Below are 22,602 nucleotides of genomic sequence, written 5' to 3'. Positions count from 1 at the left end.
TTATTGTGAGTATTGAATGTTTATTTTTATTTATAATAATATTATCTCTTTTATTTTCTTTGTTGTTTATAGTTCTTTTTCAAAAAAAACTTAGTAATAACATGATTCACGTTATTACTATTTTTAGTACTTTTACATCTTTATTATTATCTGTATATATTTTTATATATTTTTTATTTGTAACTAAAAAAATAGAAAATTTTAATTTTTTAATATGGATGAGTGGAGGTAAAGTTTTTCCTTATATTTTTCATTTTGGATTTTTAATTGATTCTTTAAGTTGTGTTATGTTGATTTTAATTAATTTTATTTCATTAGTTGTTCAAATTTATAGCATAGGTTATATGAAAGGAGATATAGGATATAAGAGATTTTTTTCTTACATAATTTTATTTACTTTTATGATGAATTTATTGGTTGTTTCTAATAATTTTTTACAATTATTTTTTGCTTGGGAAGGAGTTGGTTTGGTTTCATATTTATTAATTAGTTTCTGGTTTTTTAAAGAAAAAGCTATATATTGTGGATATAAAGCTTTTTTAATTAATCGTATTGCTGATTTTGGGTTTATATTAGGTATTGGATTAATTTTATCTTATGTTGGAAGTTTAGATTACCATGTTGTTTTTCAAAAAGTATATTATTTGAAAAGTAAACAAATATTTTCAGTTTTTGATAATGTTCATTGTTCATTATTAACAATAATTTCTATATTTCTTTTTATTGGTGCTATGGGTAAGTCTGCTCAAATTCCATTACATATTTGGCTTCCCGGATCAATGGAAGGTCCTACTCCAATTTCAGCTTTACTTCATTCTGCTACCATGGTTGTTTCTGGTATATTTATGTTAATTCGCGTTTCTCCATTAATTGAATATTCTACTGTTGTATTGAGTTTGATTTTGATAGTGGGATCAACAAGTGCTTTTTTTATGGGTATGGTTGCTATTACATTAAATGATATTAAATCTATAATTGCTTATTCTACTTTATCTCAATTAGGATATATGATGTCTGCTTTAGGTGTATCTGCTTATAGTTCTAGTTTATTTCATTTATTTAATCATGCTTTTTTTAAAGCTCTATTATTTTTATCAGCTGGATCTGTAATAATTTGTATGTCACATGAGCAAAATATAAAAAAGATGGGAGGATTATGGAATAAGATTCCTATTACTTATTTTTCTTATTTAATTGGTAGTTTATCATTATGTTCTATTCCTCCATTTTCTGGTTTTTATTCTAAAGATTCTATAATAGAATATGTAAAATCTTCTAAAATTTTTGGTAGTAATTATGCATATTGTTTATTATTGATAACTGTATTTATTACATCGTTTTATATTTTTCGTTCTTTTTTTATAATTTTTCATGGTAAACGAAAGGAAATTATAAACATAAGTTTTTCTTATATGCATGAAAAATATTTTGTTTTTTGGTTTCCTTTATTTTTACTTGTGATATTTTCATTGGGTTCTGGATTTTTTTTGTATAAAAATATATTTAGTGAGTTTTCCTTTTTAAAAGGATCATTTTTTGTTTTGCCAAACCATGTTGTGAATTATGTCTTTTTTAGAGAGATGTTGGCTTATTTTTATTTTGGTAAGAGTATGTTTTTAAATATAGCTTTTATTTTAACGATATTTGGTATATTTTGTGCTTGGATATGTTATATTAAGATTCCATGTCTTCCTATTTATTTTTCCAGAAAGTTCTCTTTGATATATAAAGTACTTATAAATCAGTATGGTTTTGATTTTTTGATTAATTATTTTGTTTTTCTTTTTAAGAAAATTGGAAATATTTTTTATAAAATTTTTGATCGAAAAATAATTGATGGATTCATAGTAGAAGGAATCAGTTTGATAATTTTGTGGTTTTCAAAAAGAATTAAGTTTTTTCATAATGGAAATTTATATAATTATGTTTTTGTCATGATTTTATCTGTTATTTTATTGTCATATTGTACGTTGTTTTTTTATGGGAGATAGAGAGTATAGCTATGTATTTTTATTGCATTAGTTTGTTAATTTGGATTCCGATCCTATCTGGTTTATTGATTTTATGTTGTAGTAGAATTAATTTTTTTAAAAATTTTGATTTTCGTTTTATATGGTTATTAATAGTAAGTTTTATTTTTGTTATTACTATTTGTATGTTGTTTAATTTTGATTTGAATTCTCTTAAAATGCAATATGTTGAAGAATATTTATGGATTCCTACTTTTAATATTAAGTATAGTGTGGGAATTGATGGTTTATCTATGTCTTTAATTGTGTTAAGTGAAATAATTATTTTTATAAGTGTTTTATCAATATGGAATTATATTGAAAATAATATTTCCGAATATTTAGCTTATGTACTTGTAATACAAGGATTACTTATTGGTATTTTTACATCATTGGATGTAATATTATTTTATGTTTTTTGGGAATCTATTCTAATTCCTTTTTATCTTATTATTGGAATTTGGGGATCTACAAATAAGTCTTATGCTGCTATAAAATTTTTTATTTATACATTTTTAGGGTCTATATTTATGTTATTAGCATTTATTTATATTGGACAAATAGCTTCTTCATTTGAAATAAAAGATTTTTATTTTGTAAAGTTAAATGTAAAAGAGCAAATTTTGATTTTTGTTTCGTTTTTTTTAGCTTTTGCTGTAAAGATTCCAATTTTTCCTTTTCATACTTGGTTACCTGATGTACATACTGAAGCTCCATCAGGAGGATCTATTTTATTATCTGCTATTTTATTAAAAGTTGGTGTTTATGGATTGTTGAGATTTTTATTTCCAATAGTTCCTTATGCTTGTAATTTATTTGCAAATATAATTTTGTTAATATCTTTTTTTTCTATTATTTATATTAGTATTATTGCTTATGTTCAAGAAGATTTAAAGTGTGTTATTGCTTATTCTTCCATATTACATATGAGTCTTATTATACTAGGTTTATTTTCAACTTTTTTAATTATTCATAGATTAGGTAATATTAAATATGCTGGATTTGTATTTGAGGGATCTATTTTTATTATGTTTTCACATGCTTTTATTTCTAGTGCTATGTTTTCTAATATTGGTTATCTTTATAGACGTTTGCATACAAGGAAAATTAAAGATTTTGGAGGAATAGCCAGTGTGATGCCAGTATTTTCTTTTTTCTTTATATTTTTTAGTATATCTAATTTGGGAATTCCAGGAACTTCTGGTTTTGTTGGTGAATTCATGGTAATTTTGGGTAGTATGAAAGCTGGATTTTGGTTAAGTATAGGATCTGGAATTATTTTAATATTAGGTGCTTCTTATACATTACGAGTATGTAATTACGTTATATTTGGTTCGATTGTTAATTATAAAATTAAAAGTTTATATGATTTATCTAAATTTGAGAAAATTTCGAATTATATTTTATTTATGTTTGTATTGATACTTGGTATTTACCCAAATATATTATTAAAGTATATTCATAATTCGGTAAGTGTTTTTTTATCTAAAGAAAATGTTTAAAAATTTAAATTTTGTTTGAGGCGTATATTAATGAGTATGTTGTATTGTAATAGTTCTTACATTGTTTTTTCTTCGGAAATAGTAATATTAGTTACAGCATGTTTAATATTATTGATAAATTTGTTTGTAAATAATAAACTTTTGGTAAATAAATTTACTTTAATATTTTCTATATTAGGATTATTTATATCGACTATTTTTAGTTTCTTTTTGTTAAAGAATGAAAAGTTATTTTTTATTGATAATTTTTTTATTAATGATAAATTAGTTCAGCTAATAAAATTATGTATTTATTTTTTTGCTTTCATATTTTTTTTATATTCTTGGTTTTATGTTACTAAATATAATTTAAATTATGTTTCAGAATATTATGTTTTAAGTTTATTTTCTGTTTTAGGAATGATGGTTTTAGTTTCTTCTTATTCTTTTTTAACTATTTATCTTGGATTAGAATTGTTGTCTTTTCCTATATATGTTATGATTGCGATTTTTTGTATTGGAAATGATGAAATTGAAGCAGTTTTAAAGTATTTTTTTATGGGTGCTATTGCTTCTGGATTATTATTATATGGTGTTTCTTTATTGTACAGTTTAACTGGAAAATTAGATTTAGTAAGTGTTTTTAAAATTATAAAATCTGGAAATTTAGAACAAAGTCAAATGTTACTTATATTTGCTTCGATATTGATTTTATCTACTTTTAGTTTCAAATTATCAATTGCTCCTTTTCATATGTGGGCTCCTGATGTTTATGAGGGATCTTCAATTCCAGTAGCTTTATTTATTAGTACTGTTCCTAAAATATCTATTTTAGGAGTATTGTTACATTTTTTGATTCCAAATTATTATAGTAATATTTTTTTTCAATGGAAGTTATTTTTTTTAATTATATTACTATTTTCTATAGGTATGGGAAATATATTAGCTATTTTTCAAAGTGATATTAAAAGATTTTTAGCATATTCATCTATTTCTCATATTGGTTATTCTGTTTTAGGTTTGTTATATAAAATTAATATTAATTATAGTGCTGTTATTTATTATTTTATATTTTATTTATTAGCAGTATCAGCTTTTTTTGGGTTTTTGATAGTATTATCTGTTGTTTGTGATAAGAATATAAGATTTTTTTATGAATTGAGAGGTTTAAATAGTGTAGATCCTTTGTTGGCTTTTTTTATATTGACGGTAATTTTTTCTATTGCTGGTATTCCTCCTACAATTGGTTTTTTTGCTAAATTTTATGTTTTAAAAATTTTGGTTGAAAATCATTTATTTTGGATAGCTATTTTTAGCTTATTGTTTTCAGTGATTGGGTTATTTAATTATATATATATTATTAAAATAATTTATTTTGATGATTTTAATGGTCAGTTTAATTTTGTTAAATCTTGTAAAGTTGTAAGAATAATATTCTTTGTTCATTGTTTATTTCTAATGATTTTAGGGGTTTTTCCTTCTATATTAATAAATATTTGTACCAATATTTCACATTAATAATGTTTTATTAGAAAAAAATTAAATAATTAGTTTTAGTTATATAAAATTTTGTTACTTTATAAGAGATTAAGATAAATATAATGCTTGCTATATATTATAATGATGCGATATACTCATTCTTTTATTATAATTGCGGGGTGGAGCAGTTTGGTAGCTCGTCGGGCTCATAACCCGAAGGTCATAGGTTCAAATCCTATCCCCGCTACCAAAAAAGTTTATTAAACCCCATTTAATTTGGGGTTTTTTGTTATATAGGAAAGTATATGATTTTAAGTTTGTATAATTTTTATATTTATTTCTAGTAGGTAGAAATTAGTATTTTTTTATAGGTTATGTGAAAAATAAGAGTAAAAATAGTATTTTTTTGATTGTAAAAATAGTTAATGAAAGAAAATATGTGTTTATAGATATTTTTTTTAGAAATTAATAAATATTTGATGATAAAAAGTATCTTACTATGATATAGGAATAATAATTGATATTAGGTATATTATTTATTTTTTGAATAGATTTATCATGTATATCAAATATTGTGTGAAATAATTTATATTAGTGTTTTAATATTGTTAATTTTGAAATAAAAAGAAGAATATAAGAGTATAAATACTATTTTATAAATAAAATAGAGTATATTAAATAGGTATGCAAGAGAGGTATTTTAATTATGAGTAAGGAACTGTTATTAGTAGCAGAAGCTTTATCAAATGCAAAAGGAGTACATAGGGATGTAGTATTACAAGCAATTCAATTGGCTCTTGAATCGGCTACTCGTAAATTTAGTGACAAAGATATTAATGTAAGAGTACAGCTTGATTCTAAAACTGGAGAATATAAAACGTTTCGTTTTTGGGAAGTAGTTTCTGATGAAAATTTAGAATTTCCAGAAAAACAAATTGTTTTAAGTAAAGCAAAAGAATATGTTCCACGCGTTGAGTTAGGAGGTATAATAGAAGAATTAATGCCTTGCGTTAAATTTGGTCGTATAGCAGCTCAAACTGCTAAGCAAATTATTATACAGAAAGTTCGTGAAGCGGAAAGAAAACAAATTATTGATCAATTTAGTGACAAATTAGGTCAATTAGTATATGGTACTGTAAAGAAAGTAACTCGTGATAGTATTATTGTTGATTTAGGTGGAAAAGCTGAAGCATATATGTCTCGTAATGAAATATTGCCAAATGAAGTTTTTAGACCTAATGATAAAGTACGTGCTTATTTGTATGATATTGTTTCTCAAATTCGTGGTCCTCAGTTATTTGTTAGTAGAACTAGGGATGGTATGTTAATTGAGTTATTTAAGATCGAAGTACCGGAGATTGGAGAAAATATTATTACTATTAAGGCATCTGCTAGGGAACCTGGAAATCGTTCAAAGATTGCTGTTAAAACTAATGATGGTCGTATTGATCCAGTTGGTGCTTGTGTTGGAATGAGGGGTTCTCGTGTACAAGCTATTTCTAGTGAGTTATCTGGTGAAAGGGTAGATATTATATTATGGGATGATAATCCTGCTCAATTAGTTATTAATGCTATGGCACCAGCTGAAGTAACTTCCATTGTTGTTGATGAAGATGCTCATTCTATGGATTTAGCAGTAAAAAAAGAACAATTATCTCAAGCTATTGGTAGGAATGGACAAAATGTGAAATTAGCTAGCCAATTAACTGGATGGTCTTTAAATGTGATGACTATTGAAGATTTTAATAATAAAGGGAAAGAAGAATCTAATACTATTGTTAATTTTTTTATGTCTAATTTATGTATTAATGAAAAAATAGCGAGATTATTAGTTGATCATGGTTTTTCTTTGTTAGAGGAAATTGCTTATCTTCCAAAGGAAGAATTATTAGTTATTAGTGGATTGAATGAAGAGATTGTTGATAATTTAAAAAAGCATGCACATAATGTATTGTTAACAAAAGCATTGGCTTCTGAGGAATTTAAAGAATGTAGTAAGGAAAATAAAGTTCTGTCATCAGAGTTATTAGGGATGCAGGGAATGACTAAAGAAATAGCCAATTATTTACTTTCCATTGGTATAACAACTATGGATAAATTGGCGGAATGTTCTGTAGATGAGTTATTTAATTTAAAAAATGGAATGACAGAAAAAAAAGCAGCTGATTTAATTATGCAAGCAAGAAAATCTTGGTTTGAGTAAGTCTGTAATATACATATTATGTAGTGTATAGACTACTATATTACAGGTAATATATCAGAATTTTTTTTTATTTATTGTTTATTGTTTTTATTTAAAATAATAATAGTTTTATATAAAAAATATAAATTGGTTATTTTGTGAAAGATATATTTATTAGTTTATATGAGATAATGGTTGGTATTTATTATTAATTTTAGGAATATTATATATGTCAGATTTAACAGTAAAACAGTTAGCTAAGATTGTTGGGATTTCTGTTGAACGTTTATTATTAAAATTTAAAGAAGCTGGTTTATCATTTAGTGATTCTCATCAATTAGTTTCTGAAGAACAAAAGGGTATTTTGCTTAATTATTTGAATGATTTAAAAAAAAAATTTTATTTGAATTCAAAAATAAATGTAAAAAATAATTTAAATTTATTTAAAAATAAAAGTATTGTTAAGAATAAAATAGAGAATGATATATGCATTGGTGGAAAAAAAATTAATGTTGAAATTCGTAAAAAAAAAATATATATGGATCAAGATTTATTTGTGAAAACTAAGGATTGTCAAATAAATTTAAAAGATGTTTCAATTGTTGAAAAATGTGATGATAAAAAAAATTTAAATATGAATTTAGATTGGATAAATGGTAATCGTAATATTGTAACAAAAAAAATTTTTAATATAAAAAATCAAATTAAATTGCATGAGAAAGATACTTTTATTAGAAAAGATGATAGTAACTTCATTGAAATACATAATAATAGAAAATTTTTTTTAAAAAATAATAAAAAAATGATTTCTAATATTGGTAATAATTATTTAAAAAAAATGGAAGATAAAAAATTTGAAAAAAATAAAAAGAAGAGTTTTAATAAGACTATTTTAGAAAAAGATATAAAGTTTAAAATTGGAAAAATGAGTGTTAAACACTATATGAATTTAGATGATGAGAATGATAAAAAATTGGTTAGTAGATTAAAAAAAATAAATAAATCAAAAAAAAATTATGTAAAAAATAAAATTAATGTACATTCTGAGAATACAAATTTGTTGGTAAATCATGGGTTTGAAAAACCATGTAAGTCTATTGAGAAAGAAATTTTTTTACCAAAGAGTATTTCTGTTCTAGAACTCGCTAAAAAAATGTCGGTAAAAGCAGTTGAAATTGTTAAAGTTATGATGGATTTAGGTAGTATCGTAACTATAAATCAAATTATTGATCAAAGTACAGCTTCTATTATTGTTGAGTCTATGGGGCATAAATTTATATTAGAAAAAGAAAACACTATTGAAGATATATTAAAAAATAATATTGTAGAAAAAAAGAATATTAATGTAAATAATTTAAATTTTATAACGATTAGACCTCCTATTGTTACTATAATGGGTCATGTTGATCATGGAAAAACATCATTGATTGATTATATAAGAAAGACAAATGTTGCTCATTTTGAGAAAGGAGGAATTACCCAACATATTTCTGCCTATCATATTAATTATTTAAATAAATTTATTACTTTTTTGGATACACCAGGTCATTCTGCCTTTATTTCTATGAGAGAAAGAGGTGTTCGAATTACCGATATTATAGTACTTGTTGTGGCGGCAGATGATGGAGTCAAACCTCAAACTATAGAAGCAATACAACATTCAAAAAAAAGTAATGCTCCTATAATTGTTGCAATTAATAAAATTGATAAATGTGAAAATGTTAATTTAAATCGTATTATGCATGAATTGTCTGCTTATGATCTTCTCCCAGAAGAATGGGGTGGAAATACAATGTATATAAATATATCAGCTAAATTTGGTACTGGTATTAATAAATTATTAGATGCAATTTTATTACAATCTGATTTACTTGAATTAAAGGTTTCTACACGAGAGAGAGCTGAAGGTGTTGTAGTAGAATCATATATTGATAAAGGAAAGGGTCCTATTTCTATGGTTTTAATGAAAACTGGTATTTTATATAAAGGAGATTTTATTTTGGCTGGTTTAAAATATGGAAAAGTGCGAGCTTTATTAGATGGCAATGGAATTTGTTTGGATAGTGTTAAACCTTCTATACCAGTAAGTATTTTAGGAATACCACATGTTACTTGTTCCGGGGATAAGGTTGTTGTGGTGAATGATGAAAAAAAAGTTAGAGAAATACTTTTATGTAAGAAAAGAAAATATCAAAATATAAAAAGGTTTAATGAAAGAATACCTTTTACTAAGGATTCATTAAAGAATATGATTTTATTTTCTGACATTAAAAAATTAAATATTATTTTGAAGTCAGATGTTTATGGATCAATAGAAGCTGTAACTAATATAATATTAAAATTATCAACGGATACGGTAAAAATAGAAATTATATTTAGTGGAGTTGGAAATATTACTGAGTCTGATGTTCATTTAGCTATTGTTTCTAATGCTATTATTATTGGATTCAATGTTAAATCAGATAATTTTATAAAAAAGTTATTAAAAGATAATTCAATATGTTTATATTGTTTTAGTGTGATTTATGATGTTGAGAATTTCGTTAAATCATTGTTAAGTAAAATGATTATTCCACAATCTAGAGAGATCTTGATGGGGTTTGCTACAGTTAAAGAAGTATTTAATGTATCAAAATTTAAAGTTATTGCTGGTTGTTTAGTAAATAATGGAGTTATCAATAAATGTCATCCTATTAAAGTATTACGCAATAATATTGTAGTGCATAGTGGTATGTTAGATAACATAAAGAGATTTAAAGAAAATGTAGTAGAGATTAGAGAAGGATTTGAATGTGGAATAAGTTTTAGAAATTATACTAATATTTTATTAGGTGATATTATAAATTCTTATAAAATAATTGATTAAAAGTTATATATTTTTTATTATGGTATTAAATTAAAATTTATTTTATTTCTTATGAGTAGTGATTTCAAAAGAATTGACAGAATAGCTTCTGTTATACAGAGAGAATTATCTATTTTGATTTATAAGGTTTTAGATAATCCTAAATTGCCTAAGTTCATTACAATTACTTTTGTAAAAGTATCTAAAGATTTAAGTTATACTAAAGTATACTTTACTGTTTGTGATGAGAATAAAAAGTTAGCAGTAGAAATTCTTAATCATTCTGCAAATTATCTAAGAAATAAGTTATCAAAGTTATTAAGAATTTATACTGTTCCGAAATTATATTTTATATATGATAAAAATATAGAATATTCTAGAAGATTATTAAAGTTAATCGAAAATATTAATGTTGTTAGTAGAATAAAATGATTTTTTATGAATATTTATCAATAGTGATAGTATACATTTTATGTGTAAAATAAATGGAATTTTACTTATGAATAAACCTGTAGGGATAACTTCTAATTGTTTCTTACAAAAGATTAAGAGGATTTATGGAATTAAGAAAGCTGGATATGTTGGAACATTAGATCCTATGGCTAGTGGGATGTTACCTTTATGCTTTGGTGAAGCTACTAAGTTTAGTCAATATATTGTAAATTCAAAAAAATTTTATCAGGTAGTTGGTTTGTTAGGCATAAAAACTACAACTTTAGATTCTTTTGGAGAAATTATTAGAACCAATACTGCTTGTTTGGGAATAAAAATTTCGAAATTAATTGATGTATTAAATAAGTTTATAGGAGGTATAAAACAACGCCCCCCAATGTATTCTGCTATTAAATATAATGGTATTCCATTATATAAATATGCTAGAAAAGGTAAAATATTAAGCAGAAAATTTCGTGATGTGTTTATATCAAAATTAAATTTGATATATTTTGATGGTAGATATTTTATACTTAATGTTTGTTGTAGTAGGGGTACTTATATCCGTACATTGGTTGAAGATATAGGATTGTATTTAGGTGTTGATGCACATGTTGTAGGGTTACACCGTGTGTATATAGATATTTTTAAAAAAGATTTTTTAATAAATTTTTCGGATTTAAAAAATAAAACATATAGTGAATTATTATCTTATCTTATATCGACAGAATGTTCTGTAATGAATTATCCTATTGTATATCTTGATAAAGATGACATTATATCTTTATATACTGGAAAAATATTAAAAAATAAAAATTGTTTATTTGAAAGGTATGTTCGTATTTATAATAGAGAAAAGAATGTTTTTATAGGATTAGGTAAGTTAAGTGACAATGGAGATATTAGTATTAAGTATCTATTTAAAAATCTTGATTTATAGGTTTTATAAATTTATGTTTTATACATTTTTTTTAAATATATTTAAACTTGAAAAAGTTTTATTTTATTGTAGACATATTTTCTTGACACTCTTTTTCGATTATTTTAAAATGAAATAAAAGGTTTAATTTTTTTATTATTTTTGATAGATAGTGGGGGGAGTTTTGGTTAGTGTAAATCAAAAGATATCTAATGATTCTTATATTGTAAAAGAAAATATTAATTATGATACTGGATCTGTAGATGTACAAATATCTTTAATGACTAGTCGTATTAAATATTTAACTGATCATTTTAAAAATAATAGGAATGATTTTCATTCAAAACTTGGTTTAAAGAAATTAGTTAATAAACGTAAAAAATTGTTAAAGTATTTAAAAAGAACTAATATAGATAAATATAAGGAAATTATTGACAACTTAAATTTGAGAGATTCTTATTAACTTTTTGTATATATAAAGTAAAGTAAATGTTTATATTTATTATTAGTTTTTAAATTTTAAAAGGCGCATGTATATAGATGCGCCTTTTTATTCTAAAGTAAAAAAATGTTTTTTAATAAGATTTTAATATATTAAAAATATTTATTCTATTATAAATATTGATTATTGATTTTTAAAATTAAATGTTTAAGAGGTAGCGTGTTGAAATGAAAGTTGCTAAAAAAATACAGTACGGAAATCATATTTTAACGATTGAAACTGGAGAGATTGCTCGACAGGCTGATAGTTCTGTTTTTGTAAGCATGGGAGGAACACAGGTTTTGGTTACTGTTGTTTCTAGAAAAGATGAAATAAAAAATAAAGATTTTTTTCCTTTGACAGTTTATTATCAAGAAAAAACTTTTTCTGCAGGTAAGATACCTGGTGGTTATAATAGAAGAGAAGGGAGATTAAGTGAGTATGAAATATTAGTTTCTCGTTTAATTGATAGATCTTTAAGACCTATTTTTGATAGTAAATTTAATGAAGAAATTCAGATTATTGCTACAGTTATGTCATTAAATCCTGAGGTTCCATCTGATATTTTATCTATTATTGGTTCTTCTGCAGCATTAATGATTTCTGGATTATCTTTTAATGAGCCTGTTGGTTCTATTAGAGTTGGATATAAAAATGGTATTTATTTGTTAAATCCTAGTTATAAGGTTATTTCAGAATCTGATCTTGATTTGGTTGTTTCTGGTGTTAAAGATTCTATCATAATGGTTGATTCTAGGTCTAATGAACTAAGTGAAGAGATTATTCTTGGAGCTATGTTTTTTGGACATATGATAATGCAGGATTTGATATTAATGATTAAAGACTTTGCAGAAGAATGTTTGTCTGATAGAAATTATGTTGATTGCAATATTAGTTCTAAAGAATATATTGATGAACAAAAATTATATAAACAATTGTCTGAATCTATTTCGAAAGAGATTTTAAAAGCTTATTCGATAAAAAATAAAGTGGATCGGCAGTTATTTTTAAGAGATACTAAGAAAAATCTTATATTAAATTTTTGTAATGAAGATATTACTGAGGATGTTATATTAAAGATGTTTTGTGTTTTGGAGAGATTTATTATTCGTAATCGAATAATTAATGGAGAGCTGAGAATTGATGGACGAACTTGTGAAGAAATTAGACCTATCAGTATTAAGACTAATTTTTTAGAAAGGGTTCACGGATCTGCATTATTTACTAGAGGAGAAACACAAGCTATTGTAGCAGTGACATTAGGAAATGATAGAGATGCTCAAACTATAGATAGGTTATTTTCAATTGATATTAAGGATAGATTTATTCTACATTATAATTTTTTACCTTATGCTGTTAAAGAAATTGGTATTTTGGGTTCTCCTAAACGTAGAGAGATTGGACATGGGTATTTGGCAAAAAAAAGTTTATTGGCAGTTTTACCTAAAGTTTCAGAATTTCCTTATGTTATAAGGGTTGTTTCAGAAATAACAGAATCTAATGGATCTAGTTCTATGGCAACTGTTTGTGGATCTAGTTTAGCATTAATGGATGCTGGAGTACCTTTAAAATCTCATGTGGCAGGTGTTGCAATGGGTTTAATTAAAGAAGAAGAAAAGTTTGTTGTGTTAACAGATATTATTGGAGATGAAGATCATTTAGGTGACATGGATTTTAAAGTTTGTGGAACTAAAAGTGGTATTACTGCATTACAGATGGATATTAAAATTAAGGGAATTACAAAAGAGATGTTTGAAAAGATTTTAAATCAGTCTTCATTGGCTCGTATGAAAATATTAGACACAATGTACAGCGTGTTATTAAAGAACAGAGATGAATTATCAAAATATGCTCCTAGAATTGATACTTTAATGGTTTCAAAAGATAAAATTCGTAATGTTATTGGAAAAGGTGGATCAGTAATTAAAGGTTTGATTGAAACTACAGGTGTGTCTATAAATATTAATGACAATGGAATTGTTCAATTATTTTCTACAGATAAAATTGCTTTAGAAGAAGCTAAGAATCGGATTAGATTATTGGTTTCTGATATTGAAGTTGGAAAAACTTATAAAGGAAAAGTAAATAAAATTGTGGATTTTGGAGCTTTTATTAAGATTTTACCTGGAAGAGATGGATTATTACATATTTCTCAGATTTCTCCTGATCGTTCAAAACGAGTAAGTGATATATTACAAGAAGGTCAAGAAATAGATGTTTTTGTTTCTGGGATTGATAGACAAGGTAGAATTAAATTAGAATGGAAGAGAGAAAGAAATAAGGATCAGTAGTGTGTTTTACAATATAAATATATTTTTAATATAAAAATATTAATTTTATGTATAAATTTTTTTAAAATTCATAGAGAAAAATTTTTTATTTTTTACATATTTAGAAAAGCTGTATATAAAGGTTTTTTATATATTTTTTTTAAAAAATATATTATTAGTCTAATTTATTAGTTTTTAAGATAAGTAGAGGCTATAAATTAGAATTTTCTTCTATGTTGATTTTTTTTATTGTTTTTGCTAATAACGTAGCTAAACTTATTGTTCTTATTTTTTTTGTATTTTTTGCTGAATTATTTAGCGGGATTGTGTTTGTTACAATAATTTCATCTAGTTCTGATTGTTCTATATTTAATATAGATTTTCCAGATAATACTGGATGTGTTACGTATGCTCTTACACTTGAAGCTCCATTTTGTTTTAGTTTTTTTGCAGCAGAACAGATTGTTCCTGCTGTATCAATAATATCATCTACTATTATGCAATTTCTATTAATAGGATCTCCAATTATATGCATAACTTGAGATTTATTAATGCTATTTCTTCGTTTATCTATGATCGATAGTTCAGTGTCGTTTAGTAATTTTGCAGTTGCTCGTGCTCTTACTACTCCTCCTATATCTGGAGATATTACCATAATGTTAGAGAGTTTTTGTTGTTTTATATCTTCTAATAATACGTTAGTTGAATAGACGTTATCAACTGGTATATAGAAAAATCCTTGAATTTGATCTGAATGTAAGTCTACAGTTACAACTCTGCATATTCCAACTGATTCCATCATATCTGCAATAATTTTTGCAGTAATTGGAACTCTGGATGATCTTACTTTTCTATCTTGTCTTGCATATCCAAAATAAGGTACTACTGCAATTATTCTTTTAGCTGATGATCTTCTAAGAGCGTCAGCCATTATTAATAGTTCCATTAGATTATTATTAGCGGGAGCACAAGTAGATTGTAATATAAAAACGTCTTTTCCTCTAACAGTTTCTAATATTTCTACCATAATTTCTCCATCGCTAAATCTTTTAACTAAGGCTTTTCCAATCGGAATATTTAAATAATTGGATATTTGTATTGATAAATTTAGATTAGAGTTACCTGTGAAAAGCATCATTTTGGACATATAAATTGATTTGTTATTTTATAATTTTAAAAAAACTGGGGTGCTAGGATTTGAACCTAGGTATGCAGGGATCAAAACCCTGTGCCTTAACCGCTTGGCTACACCCCAAATATAATGTAAATGATATATATATAAAATATTTTGTATTAATTATAAAGTATTTTGCAAAGTATTTATTATATTGTCAATAAATGTTTTTAAATCAAAATTAATTGATTAATATTTGTACAAGGTTTTAGTAGATATTTGTTTGTAAATAATATTTCTATAATAGTCTAAAATATATTTTTAAATAAAAAATAGAACCTTTTATAAATAAATTTTATTTACTTTTATTAGATTTAAAATTGATATTTTTTTAAAAAAATAGACTTATATTATATTAAGTAGTTTGGTATGATTTTGTTTTATTGTTAATAATATTTTGAATAATTAGTAATATCTTATTTAGTTAATTAGTTTTTTTATACTTTTAAAGGTTTTTGATATTAGTTTTTCTTTATTTTTTAGATTATATTTGTTTGAGTATATTGGTTCTCCAATGTGTATTTCTATTTTTTGATTAGTATTTATTTGTATTGTTTTTTTTGGTAAAACGTTATCAGTTCCTTTTAATCCAATAGGGATTATTGTTGATTTAGTTTTTATTGCTGATATAAATACACCTTTTTTAAATGGCATTAGTTTTTTATTTTTAGATCTTGTTCCTTCTGGCGCTACCCATATTACAATTCCTTTTTTTATAAGATTGTTCATATATTCTAGATCTTTTATGGCTTTATATTTGTTTTTTCTGTCGATTACTGGAAATTCCGATGATAATATTCCTTTTCCAAAAAAAGGGATTTTAGTTAGTTCTTTTTTGGTTAACATTCTAACTGAATATTTTGGAAATATTTTAAAAATTATTGGTATATCATATAAACTTCTATGATTGGACATCAATATAGTAGGTTGATTTAATTTTGGTTTTATATTTTTAGGATTAAAAATTTTATATTTTATTTTTGCAATTTTTATTAATCGTTCTGACCATAATTGAATTATTTTATTGGTATAATTGCGATTTATTATATTGAGTTTTTTTCTGATTATTGATTGACAACATGCTAGTATTGTATAATACAAAGATATTAAAATAATTTTAATATTATTTATTTTTTTTAAAATGTTTTTTGTCTTGTACATATAATATTCTTTTCTTTCTAAGAAAAATTTAATTGTATTATATTTTGTGTGTAATAAGAATGGTTTTTAAAGAAATTATATTTAAGTGTTTTAATATTTAAAAGGCATAAAAAATTTTATAATGAGTGATAATTGTAATATATTTTTTATATACTTTAAAAAGTTTACAAAAGGGTATTATTTTTTTAATTATTTTAAATTTTTTTTAAAATAGATTTTTTTTTACAAAAGAAGTATATAATTTATATTTATGTAATTTAATATAAGGTATTGTTATTTCATGATTTATGGAGTTTTAAATTTATCTTTTTTTGGTAATCTAGTGGCAGTGTTGGTATTAACACAATTGACTATTGCTTCAGTTACTATTTATTTGCATAGATGTCAAGCTCATAGATCTATTGATTTACATCCTTTAATGAGTCATTTTTTTCGCTTTTGGCTATGGTTAACAACTGGAATGGTTACTGCAGAGTGGGTTGCTGTGCATCGTAAACATCATGCAAATACAGATATACAAGGAGATCCACATAGTCCTAAGATTGAAGGATTGGGTATGGTTCTTTGGAATGGAACAGAATTATATAGAAAATCTTTGATGGATAGAAAAATGATAGAAAAGTATTCTCATAATACCCCGGAAGATTGGATAGAGAAAAATTTTTATTCAAAATTTCCTTCTAAGGGGATTTTATTAATGTTTTTTCTAGATATTTTATTTTTTGGGTTTCCTGGTATTAGCATTTGGGGTATTCAGATGTTATGGATTCCTTTTCATGCTGCTGGTGTTATTAATGGAATAGGTCATTATTTTGGATATAGAAATTTTGAATGTGTTGATTGTTCTAAGAATATTTTCCCTTGGGGATTTTGGATAGGAGGAGAAGAACTCCATAATAATCATCATGCTTTTTCTTTTTCAGCAAAATTTTCAAATAAATGGTGGGAATTTGATATGGGTTGGGTTTATATTTGTTTTTTACGTTTTTTTAGAATGGTTAAAGTAAGAAAAGTTTCACCTAAGTTAATGAAGGATAAAAGTAAATTATATATAGATTTAGATACGGTAAAGGCTGTTATTAGAAATAGATTTCAAATTATGTCTCGTTATTATAATGATGTTATTTATCCTATTCTTAAAGATGAGAAACGTAGTAGTTTTGAAAATCGTAATAAATATTTATTGGATAAAGCCAGATATTTATTGCGGTTACAAGATAATTTTTTATCCTCAAATTCTAGATTTTTATTAAAATCTGTATTAAAGCGATATAAACGTTTACAAATAGTTTATAATTTTCGTATATCTTTACAGAATATTTGGCTTGTTGCTGCAAGTTCTCAAAAGGATTTAATTGATGCATTAGTGTGTTGGTGTAAACAAGCTGAAGAATCAAATGTAGAAGTTTTATGTAATTTTTCTCAAAATATTAAAAAGTATATTTAATTTTAGAAATTATGTTTATATTTAATTTTTTAGTTGAATTGTAATTCAATATTTAAAATATTTTATTTATAAAAATAGTTTTCTTGTAATTATTTTAATTAATTATTATAGATAAATATCATATTTATGAAATTTGGTATTTTTATTTTATTACTAATATTAGGGTATTTAGTAGGATCATTATGTTTTGCTTTGTTGATTAGTAAGATTTTTTGTTTTAAGGATCCTAGGCTATTAGGCTCAAAAAATCCTGGAGCTACGAATATTCTTAGAGTGTTTGGATTTAAATATGGGGTATTAGTATTATTTTTTGATATTATAAAAGGTGTAGTTCCAGTTCTGTTTTCACAATTTTGTAATTTAGATCAAAACAAAATTATTTATATTTGTATAGCATCTATCATTGGTCATATGTATCCTATATTTTTTAAATTTAGTGGAGGAAAAGGAATAGCTACAGCATTTGGTTCTTTAAGTTTCTTATATTATAAGTTTTCTATTTTTATTTTTATTTTTTGGATTTTGATTTTTATTTTAACTGGTTATGCATCTTTAGCATCTATTGTTAGTATTTTTATTTGTTTTTTTATTATATTTTTTATTGTTAAAAGTAAAATTGAGATATTTCTTATTTTTTTTATTGGTTTATTGCTTATTTATAAGCATAAAAATAATATTGTTTCATTAATTAATGGCAGTGAGAATAAAATTAATTTGTTATTTACTTTTTTAAGTAAAAAAAGTTTAAATAAATAAAATTTTAATTTTATTTATTAAAATGAAACATCATTGTAATAATATTATAATAAAGATTATATTAAGTTTATGATGAAGTTATCAAGTGTAGCGAAATTATTTGGATATTCTTATAAAGAATCTTTAGTAATTAAAAATGTTACTATTGATAGTAGAACAGTAAGTTCTGGTTCTTTGTTTATTGCAATAAAAGGAAAGAATTTTGATGGTAATAATTATATTAAAGAAGCTGTGAAAAATGGTGCATGTGCTGTTATATGTGAAAAATTGGACAATGAAATAGATAATAAAAATGTACCTCAATTTCAAGTAAATAATACATTAAGTGCTTTACGAATATTGGCTACTTATTATAGAAAATTAATTTCTTGTAAAATTATTGGAGTTACTGGTAGTAATGGAAAGACAACTGTAAAGGAAATGATTTCTTTAATTTTACCTAAGCCATCTTTTGCTAGCAAAGGTAATTTAAATAATTATATTGGAGTTCCAATAAGTGTATTAAATTTAAAGTTCTATCATTCTTATGCAGTTTTTGAATTAGGAGCTTCTAATTTGGGAGAGATTAATTATTTATCTAAAATAATAAAACCAGATGTTTCTTTAGTTACTAACATTGCTCCTGCTCATCTTAAAGGATTTGGCAATATATATAATGTAGCAAAAACCAAAGGAGAAATTTATAAATCATTAAATTTAATTGATGGTGTGGCTATTTTAAATAGAGAGGAATATTATAACTTTGTTTGGAGAGAATTTTTATTGAATAAAAGAATAATATATTTTTCTCATATTAGATGTTCTGATGTTTATGCTAGAAATATTATAATGGATAATTATGGTTATGCCAAATTTACTTTGGTTTTACCTATTGGCTGTAGTAATGTGAAATTAAAGGTTCCTGGTAGGTATTCTGTAATTAATGCTATAGCTGCCGCAGCTTGTTGTTATGCTTTAGGAATTTCTTTATTTGAAATAGTTAATGGTTTAGAAACATTTAGAGGTGTTTCTGGTAGAATGACATTCTTAAGAGGGAAAAAGAATTCTTTAATTATTGATGATACTTATAACGCTAATTTATATTCTGTTTTAGTAGCAATAAATATGCTTTATAAGGTAAAAAGAAGAAAAAAGATTTTAGTGTTAGGTGATTTATATGATCTTGGATGTTTTTCAAAAAATCATCATAAGGTAATAGGATATATGGCTAGGTATTATAATATTGATTTATTATTTACTTTAGGTCTGAATTCTATAAATTCTAATATTATTTTTTATAATATGAATATTGAAAAACACTATATGTGTAAAGAAAAATTAATTTATGATTTATTTTATTATCTTGATAAAGATACTGTTATTTTGGTTAAGGGTTCTAGAATTTTTTTTATGGAAGATATTGTGAGAGCATTATTGATCGAATAATCATATGCAAAAATATTATTTTTTATTCATAATTTATTTATTACGGTTGATAAAATAATTAATGTTTTATTGGTTAATATGTTTTTTGATAAAAAAAAAGTATCATTACATTTTATATTTATCTAAGTTTTTAATATTACGTTCAATATTATCCGGTATAACTGCTTTTTTAATTTGTTTATTTTTTGGTAATTTGATAATTAAATATTTAAAGCAGTTTAATATTAGACAGATTCTTAGATGTTCTAAACATAGTAATAATTTATTAAAGAAAGATACTCCTACTATGGGTGGTATTTTAATTATATTTTCTATTTGCTTTAGTTGTTTGATTTGGGGAGATTTATGTCAATTTAATTTATGGATAGCAATATTTGTTATTATATGTTTTGGGATAGTAGGCGCTGTAGATGATTATTTGAAACTTGCATGTAAAAATAAAAATGGTGGATTATCAGTTTCTTGTAAATATTTTTTTGAATCGTTAATTGTAATTGGTGCTTTAATATGTCTTTATTTTAATTCTTGTAATAATATACAAACGCAATTGATTATACCATTGTTTAATGGTATATGTATCGATGTTGGGCCTATCTTTCTTTTATTAGATTATATTGTGGTTATGGGAAGTAGTAATGCAGTAAATTTAACTGATGGTTTAGATGGATTAGTTATATTTCCTATTATTACGAATATTGGATTTTTATGTTTACTTATTTATATGTTTTCTGGAATAGGTAATATTTATTATTGTAATATTCCAGTTTTTTTTAATATAAAAGAATTAATAGTTTTTTGTTTTTCTATTATTGGATCTGTATTAGGTTTTCTTTGGTATAATTGTTATCCTGCTCAAATTTTTATGGGAGATACTGGATCTTTAGCTATAGGATCTGCATTAGGTATTATTTCTGTAATTGGAAGACAGGAGTTTTTTTTAATGATTACAGGAGGTATATTTATTTTAGAAACGATGTCAGTAATATTTCAAGTGTTATATTTTAAATATACTAAGGGTCGTAGATTGTTTAATATGACTCCATTGCATCATCATTTTGAACTAAAAGGTTTACATGAATCTAAAATTATTGTTAGATTTTGGATTATAAATATGCTATTTACGTTCATTGGTTTGTTTGTATTAATTATTTCTTTAATATAAATTAAAGAAATATTTATAGATAATATTATAAACATTATGTTTTATTTAGTTGCTGGATTAGGAAAAACAGGATTATCTGTTTCTAGATATTTATGGAATAAAAATAAAAGTTTTATTGTTTTTAATACCTATAGAGATATTAAAAGATTATCGGTTTTTATTAAAAATTTTCCAAATATTGATATATATATTGGAAGTATACCAGTATTTGTTTACAAGAAAATTAAAGCGGTTATCTTGAGTCCTGGAATTTGTTTAAATGAAGATTTTATTAGAAAAGCTGTTGATTTAAATATTCCAATTTTTGGCGATATAGAGTATTTAATAAGAGAAACAAAATTTTCTTCTAAAGTTATAGCTATTACTGGTACTAATGGAAAATCCACAGTAGCAACTTTATTAGGAGAGATGGTTAAGTTTTATGGGTTATCTGTTATTGTAGCTGGTAATATTGGTTTTCCTGTTTTTGATGCATTATTGAATAATGATGTATATGATATATGGATTCTTGAATTATCTAGTTTTCAATTAAGTTTACTGAGATCTTTAAAACCTTTTATTGCTACAATTTTAAATATTTCTTCGGATCATTTAGATAGACATCTAGATTTATTTTCTTATATAGAGGTTAAACAGAGTATTTATGAAAATGCTGATTATGTTTTATATAATAGAGATGATTATAATACTTTTCCAAAAAAAATTTTTCCTTTTGATAAAAAATATAATTTTTCTTTGAAAAAACCAAATTCTTCTAGAGAATGGGGTATTTCAATTATTGATAATATTAGTTATATATCTCATGGTAGTGAAATATTATTAAATATTGAAGATATTAAAATTAAAGGTAAGCAAAATTGGCAAAATGCTTTAGCTTCTTGTGCATTAGCAACTCATATAGGTATAGATAAAAATAGTATAATTAGTGTATTAAAATCATATATTGGATTACCTTATAGATGTCAGTGGATTGGTTCTTCAAATGGGATTAAATGGATTAATGATTCTAAATCTACAAATGTAGGTGCAACTATTTCTGCAGTTTTGAGTGTGAATGAATTAATAGTGGGGAAAATTATATTAATTATTGGTGGAGATAGTAAGAATGCTGATTTTTCTATTTTAAGTGAATACATAAAAAAGTATGTTCGAGTAATTATTATTATAGGAAAAGATGCAAATAAAATAAAATCAGTATTTTTAGGTATTGTACCAGTATGTTTAGTTTTTTCTTTAAAAAAAGCAATGATTGTTGCTAAGTCTAAAGCAAAATTTGGAGATGCAATTCTTTTTTCTCCAGCATGTTCTAGTTTGGATATGTTTCGTGATTTTAATCATAGGGGAGAAGTTTTTAATAAATTATTGGTTAAAATTTAATA

General features: G+C 24.0%; 16 protein-coding genes and 2 tRNA genes. 15 read left to right on the top strand and 3 right to left on the bottom strand.

What is annotated here, in order from left to right; translation table 11 throughout:
* The first annotated feature begins 5 nt into the window (after positions 1–5).
* From nuoL to pnp, 10 genes are all read left to right on the top strand, one after another.
* Positions 6–1,991: an NADH-quinone oxidoreductase subunit L gene (gene nuoL / locus RQL38_RS01035; protein WP_338521898.1), complete on the top strand. Its 1,986-nt coding sequence runs from the start codon at positions 6–8 to the stop codon at positions 1,989–1,991.
* An 11-nt stretch (positions 1,992–2,002) separates the two neighbouring features.
* The gene (locus tag RQL38_RS01030; RefSeq protein WP_338521896.1) at positions 2,003–3,511 is read left to right on the top strand and encodes an NADH-quinone oxidoreductase subunit M; all 1,509 of its coding nucleotides are present in this window, start codon (positions 2,003–2,005) and stop codon (positions 3,509–3,511) included.
* A gap of 36 nt (positions 3,512–3,547) precedes the next feature.
* Positions 3,548–5,008, top strand: coding sequence for an NADH-quinone oxidoreductase subunit N (locus tag RQL38_RS01025; RefSeq protein WP_338521894.1), 1,461 nt, complete (start codon positions 3,548–3,550; stop codon positions 5,006–5,008).
* A gap of 134 nt (positions 5,009–5,142) precedes the next feature.
* Positions 5,143–5,219 (top strand) — tRNA-Met (locus RQL38_RS01020).
* Positions 5,220–5,675: 456 nt separating this feature from the next.
* On the top strand, positions 5,676–7,172 hold the full coding sequence (gene nusA / locus RQL38_RS01015) for a transcription termination factor NusA (RefSeq protein WP_338521892.1): 1,497 nt from the start codon (positions 5,676–5,678) through the stop codon (positions 7,170–7,172).
* A gap of 208 nt (positions 7,173–7,380) precedes the next feature.
* Positions 7,381–10,017: a translation initiation factor IF-2 gene (gene infB / locus RQL38_RS01010; protein ID WP_338521890.1), complete on the top strand. Its 2,637-nt coding sequence runs from the start codon at positions 7,381–7,383 to the stop codon at positions 10,015–10,017.
* A 51-nt stretch (positions 10,018–10,068) separates the two neighbouring features.
* Complete coding sequence (gene rbfA, locus RQL38_RS01005; RefSeq protein ID WP_338521888.1) at positions 10,069–10,428, top strand: 30S ribosome-binding factor RbfA; 360 nt, start codon at positions 10,069–10,071, stop codon at positions 10,426–10,428.
* A 40-nt stretch (positions 10,429–10,468) separates the two neighbouring features.
* The gene (truB, locus tag RQL38_RS01000; protein ID WP_338521887.1) at positions 10,469–11,368 is read left to right on the top strand and encodes a tRNA pseudouridine(55) synthase TruB; all 900 of its coding nucleotides are present in this window, start codon (positions 10,469–10,471) and stop codon (positions 11,366–11,368) included.
* Between the two features lie 184 nt (positions 11,369–11,552).
* Positions 11,553–11,810: a 30S ribosomal protein S15 gene (gene rpsO, locus RQL38_RS00995; RefSeq protein ID WP_338521985.1), complete on the top strand. Its 258-nt coding sequence runs from the start codon at positions 11,553–11,555 to the stop codon at positions 11,808–11,810.
* A 206-nt stretch (positions 11,811–12,016) separates the two neighbouring features.
* Positions 12,017–14,119, top strand: a complete 2,103-nt coding sequence (pnp, locus tag RQL38_RS00990) for a polyribonucleotide nucleotidyltransferase (RefSeq protein WP_338521885.1) — start codon at positions 12,017–12,019, stop codon at positions 14,117–14,119.
* A gap of 190 nt (positions 14,120–14,309) precedes the next feature.
* Here the strand turns inward: pnp and RQL38_RS00985 are convergent, their stop codons facing one another.
* From RQL38_RS00985 to RQL38_RS00975, 3 genes are all read right to left on the bottom strand, one after another.
* Positions 14,310–15,245, bottom strand: a complete 936-nt coding sequence (locus tag RQL38_RS00985; protein ID WP_338521883.1) for a ribose-phosphate pyrophosphokinase — start codon at positions 15,243–15,245, stop codon at positions 14,310–14,312.
* 35 nt (positions 15,246–15,280) lie between these two features.
* A tRNA-Gln gene (locus tag RQL38_RS00980) sits at positions 15,281–15,353 on the bottom strand.
* 339 nt (positions 15,354–15,692) lie between these two features.
* Positions 15,693–16,433: a lysophospholipid acyltransferase family protein gene (locus RQL38_RS00975; RefSeq protein ID WP_338521881.1), complete on the bottom strand. Its 741-nt coding sequence runs from the start codon at positions 16,431–16,433 to the stop codon at positions 15,693–15,695.
* A 280-nt stretch (positions 16,434–16,713) separates the two neighbouring features.
* On the opposite strand from RQL38_RS00975, the gene RQL38_RS00970 reads away from it, so the two are divergent.
* The 5 genes from RQL38_RS00970 (at position 16,714) to murD (ending at position 22,600) form a co-directional block, all read left to right on the top strand.
* Positions 16,714–17,880 carry a DesA family fatty acid desaturase gene (locus RQL38_RS00970; RefSeq protein WP_338521879.1) on the top strand — a complete coding sequence of 389 codons (1,167 nt, stop codon included), beginning with the start codon at positions 16,714–16,716 and terminating at the stop codon, positions 17,878–17,880.
* 126 nt (positions 17,881–18,006) lie between these two features.
* A complete protein-coding gene (gene plsY, locus RQL38_RS00965; RefSeq protein ID WP_338521877.1) occupies positions 18,007–18,636 on the top strand; it encodes a glycerol-3-phosphate 1-O-acyltransferase PlsY in 630 nt (209 codons plus the stop codon).
* A 69-nt stretch (positions 18,637–18,705) separates the two neighbouring features.
* A complete protein-coding gene (locus tag RQL38_RS00960) occupies positions 18,706–20,061 on the top strand; it encodes a UDP-N-acetylmuramoyl-tripeptide--D-alanyl-D-alanine ligase (RefSeq protein ID WP_338521875.1) in 1,356 nt (451 codons plus the stop codon).
* Between the two features lie 61 nt (positions 20,062–20,122).
* Entirely contained in the window at positions 20,123–21,223 is a 1,101-nt protein-coding gene (mraY, locus tag RQL38_RS00955; protein WP_338521874.1) for a phospho-N-acetylmuramoyl-pentapeptide-transferase, read from the top strand.
* Positions 21,224–21,259: 36 nt separating this feature from the next.
* Complete coding sequence (gene murD / locus RQL38_RS00950; protein ID WP_338521872.1) at positions 21,260–22,600, top strand: UDP-N-acetylmuramoyl-L-alanine--D-glutamate ligase; 1,341 nt, start codon at positions 21,260–21,262, stop codon at positions 22,598–22,600.
* Positions 22,601–22,602 lie beyond the last annotated feature (2 nt).

The organism is Candidatus Legionella polyplacis (assembly GCF_037013735.1).
Lineage (GTDB): Bacteria > Pseudomonadota > Gammaproteobacteria > Legionellales > Legionellaceae > Legionella_E > Legionella_E polyplacis_A.
The sequence above is the reverse complement of the archived record's forward strand: the minus strand, read 5'-3'. Positions and strand labels throughout refer to the sequence as shown.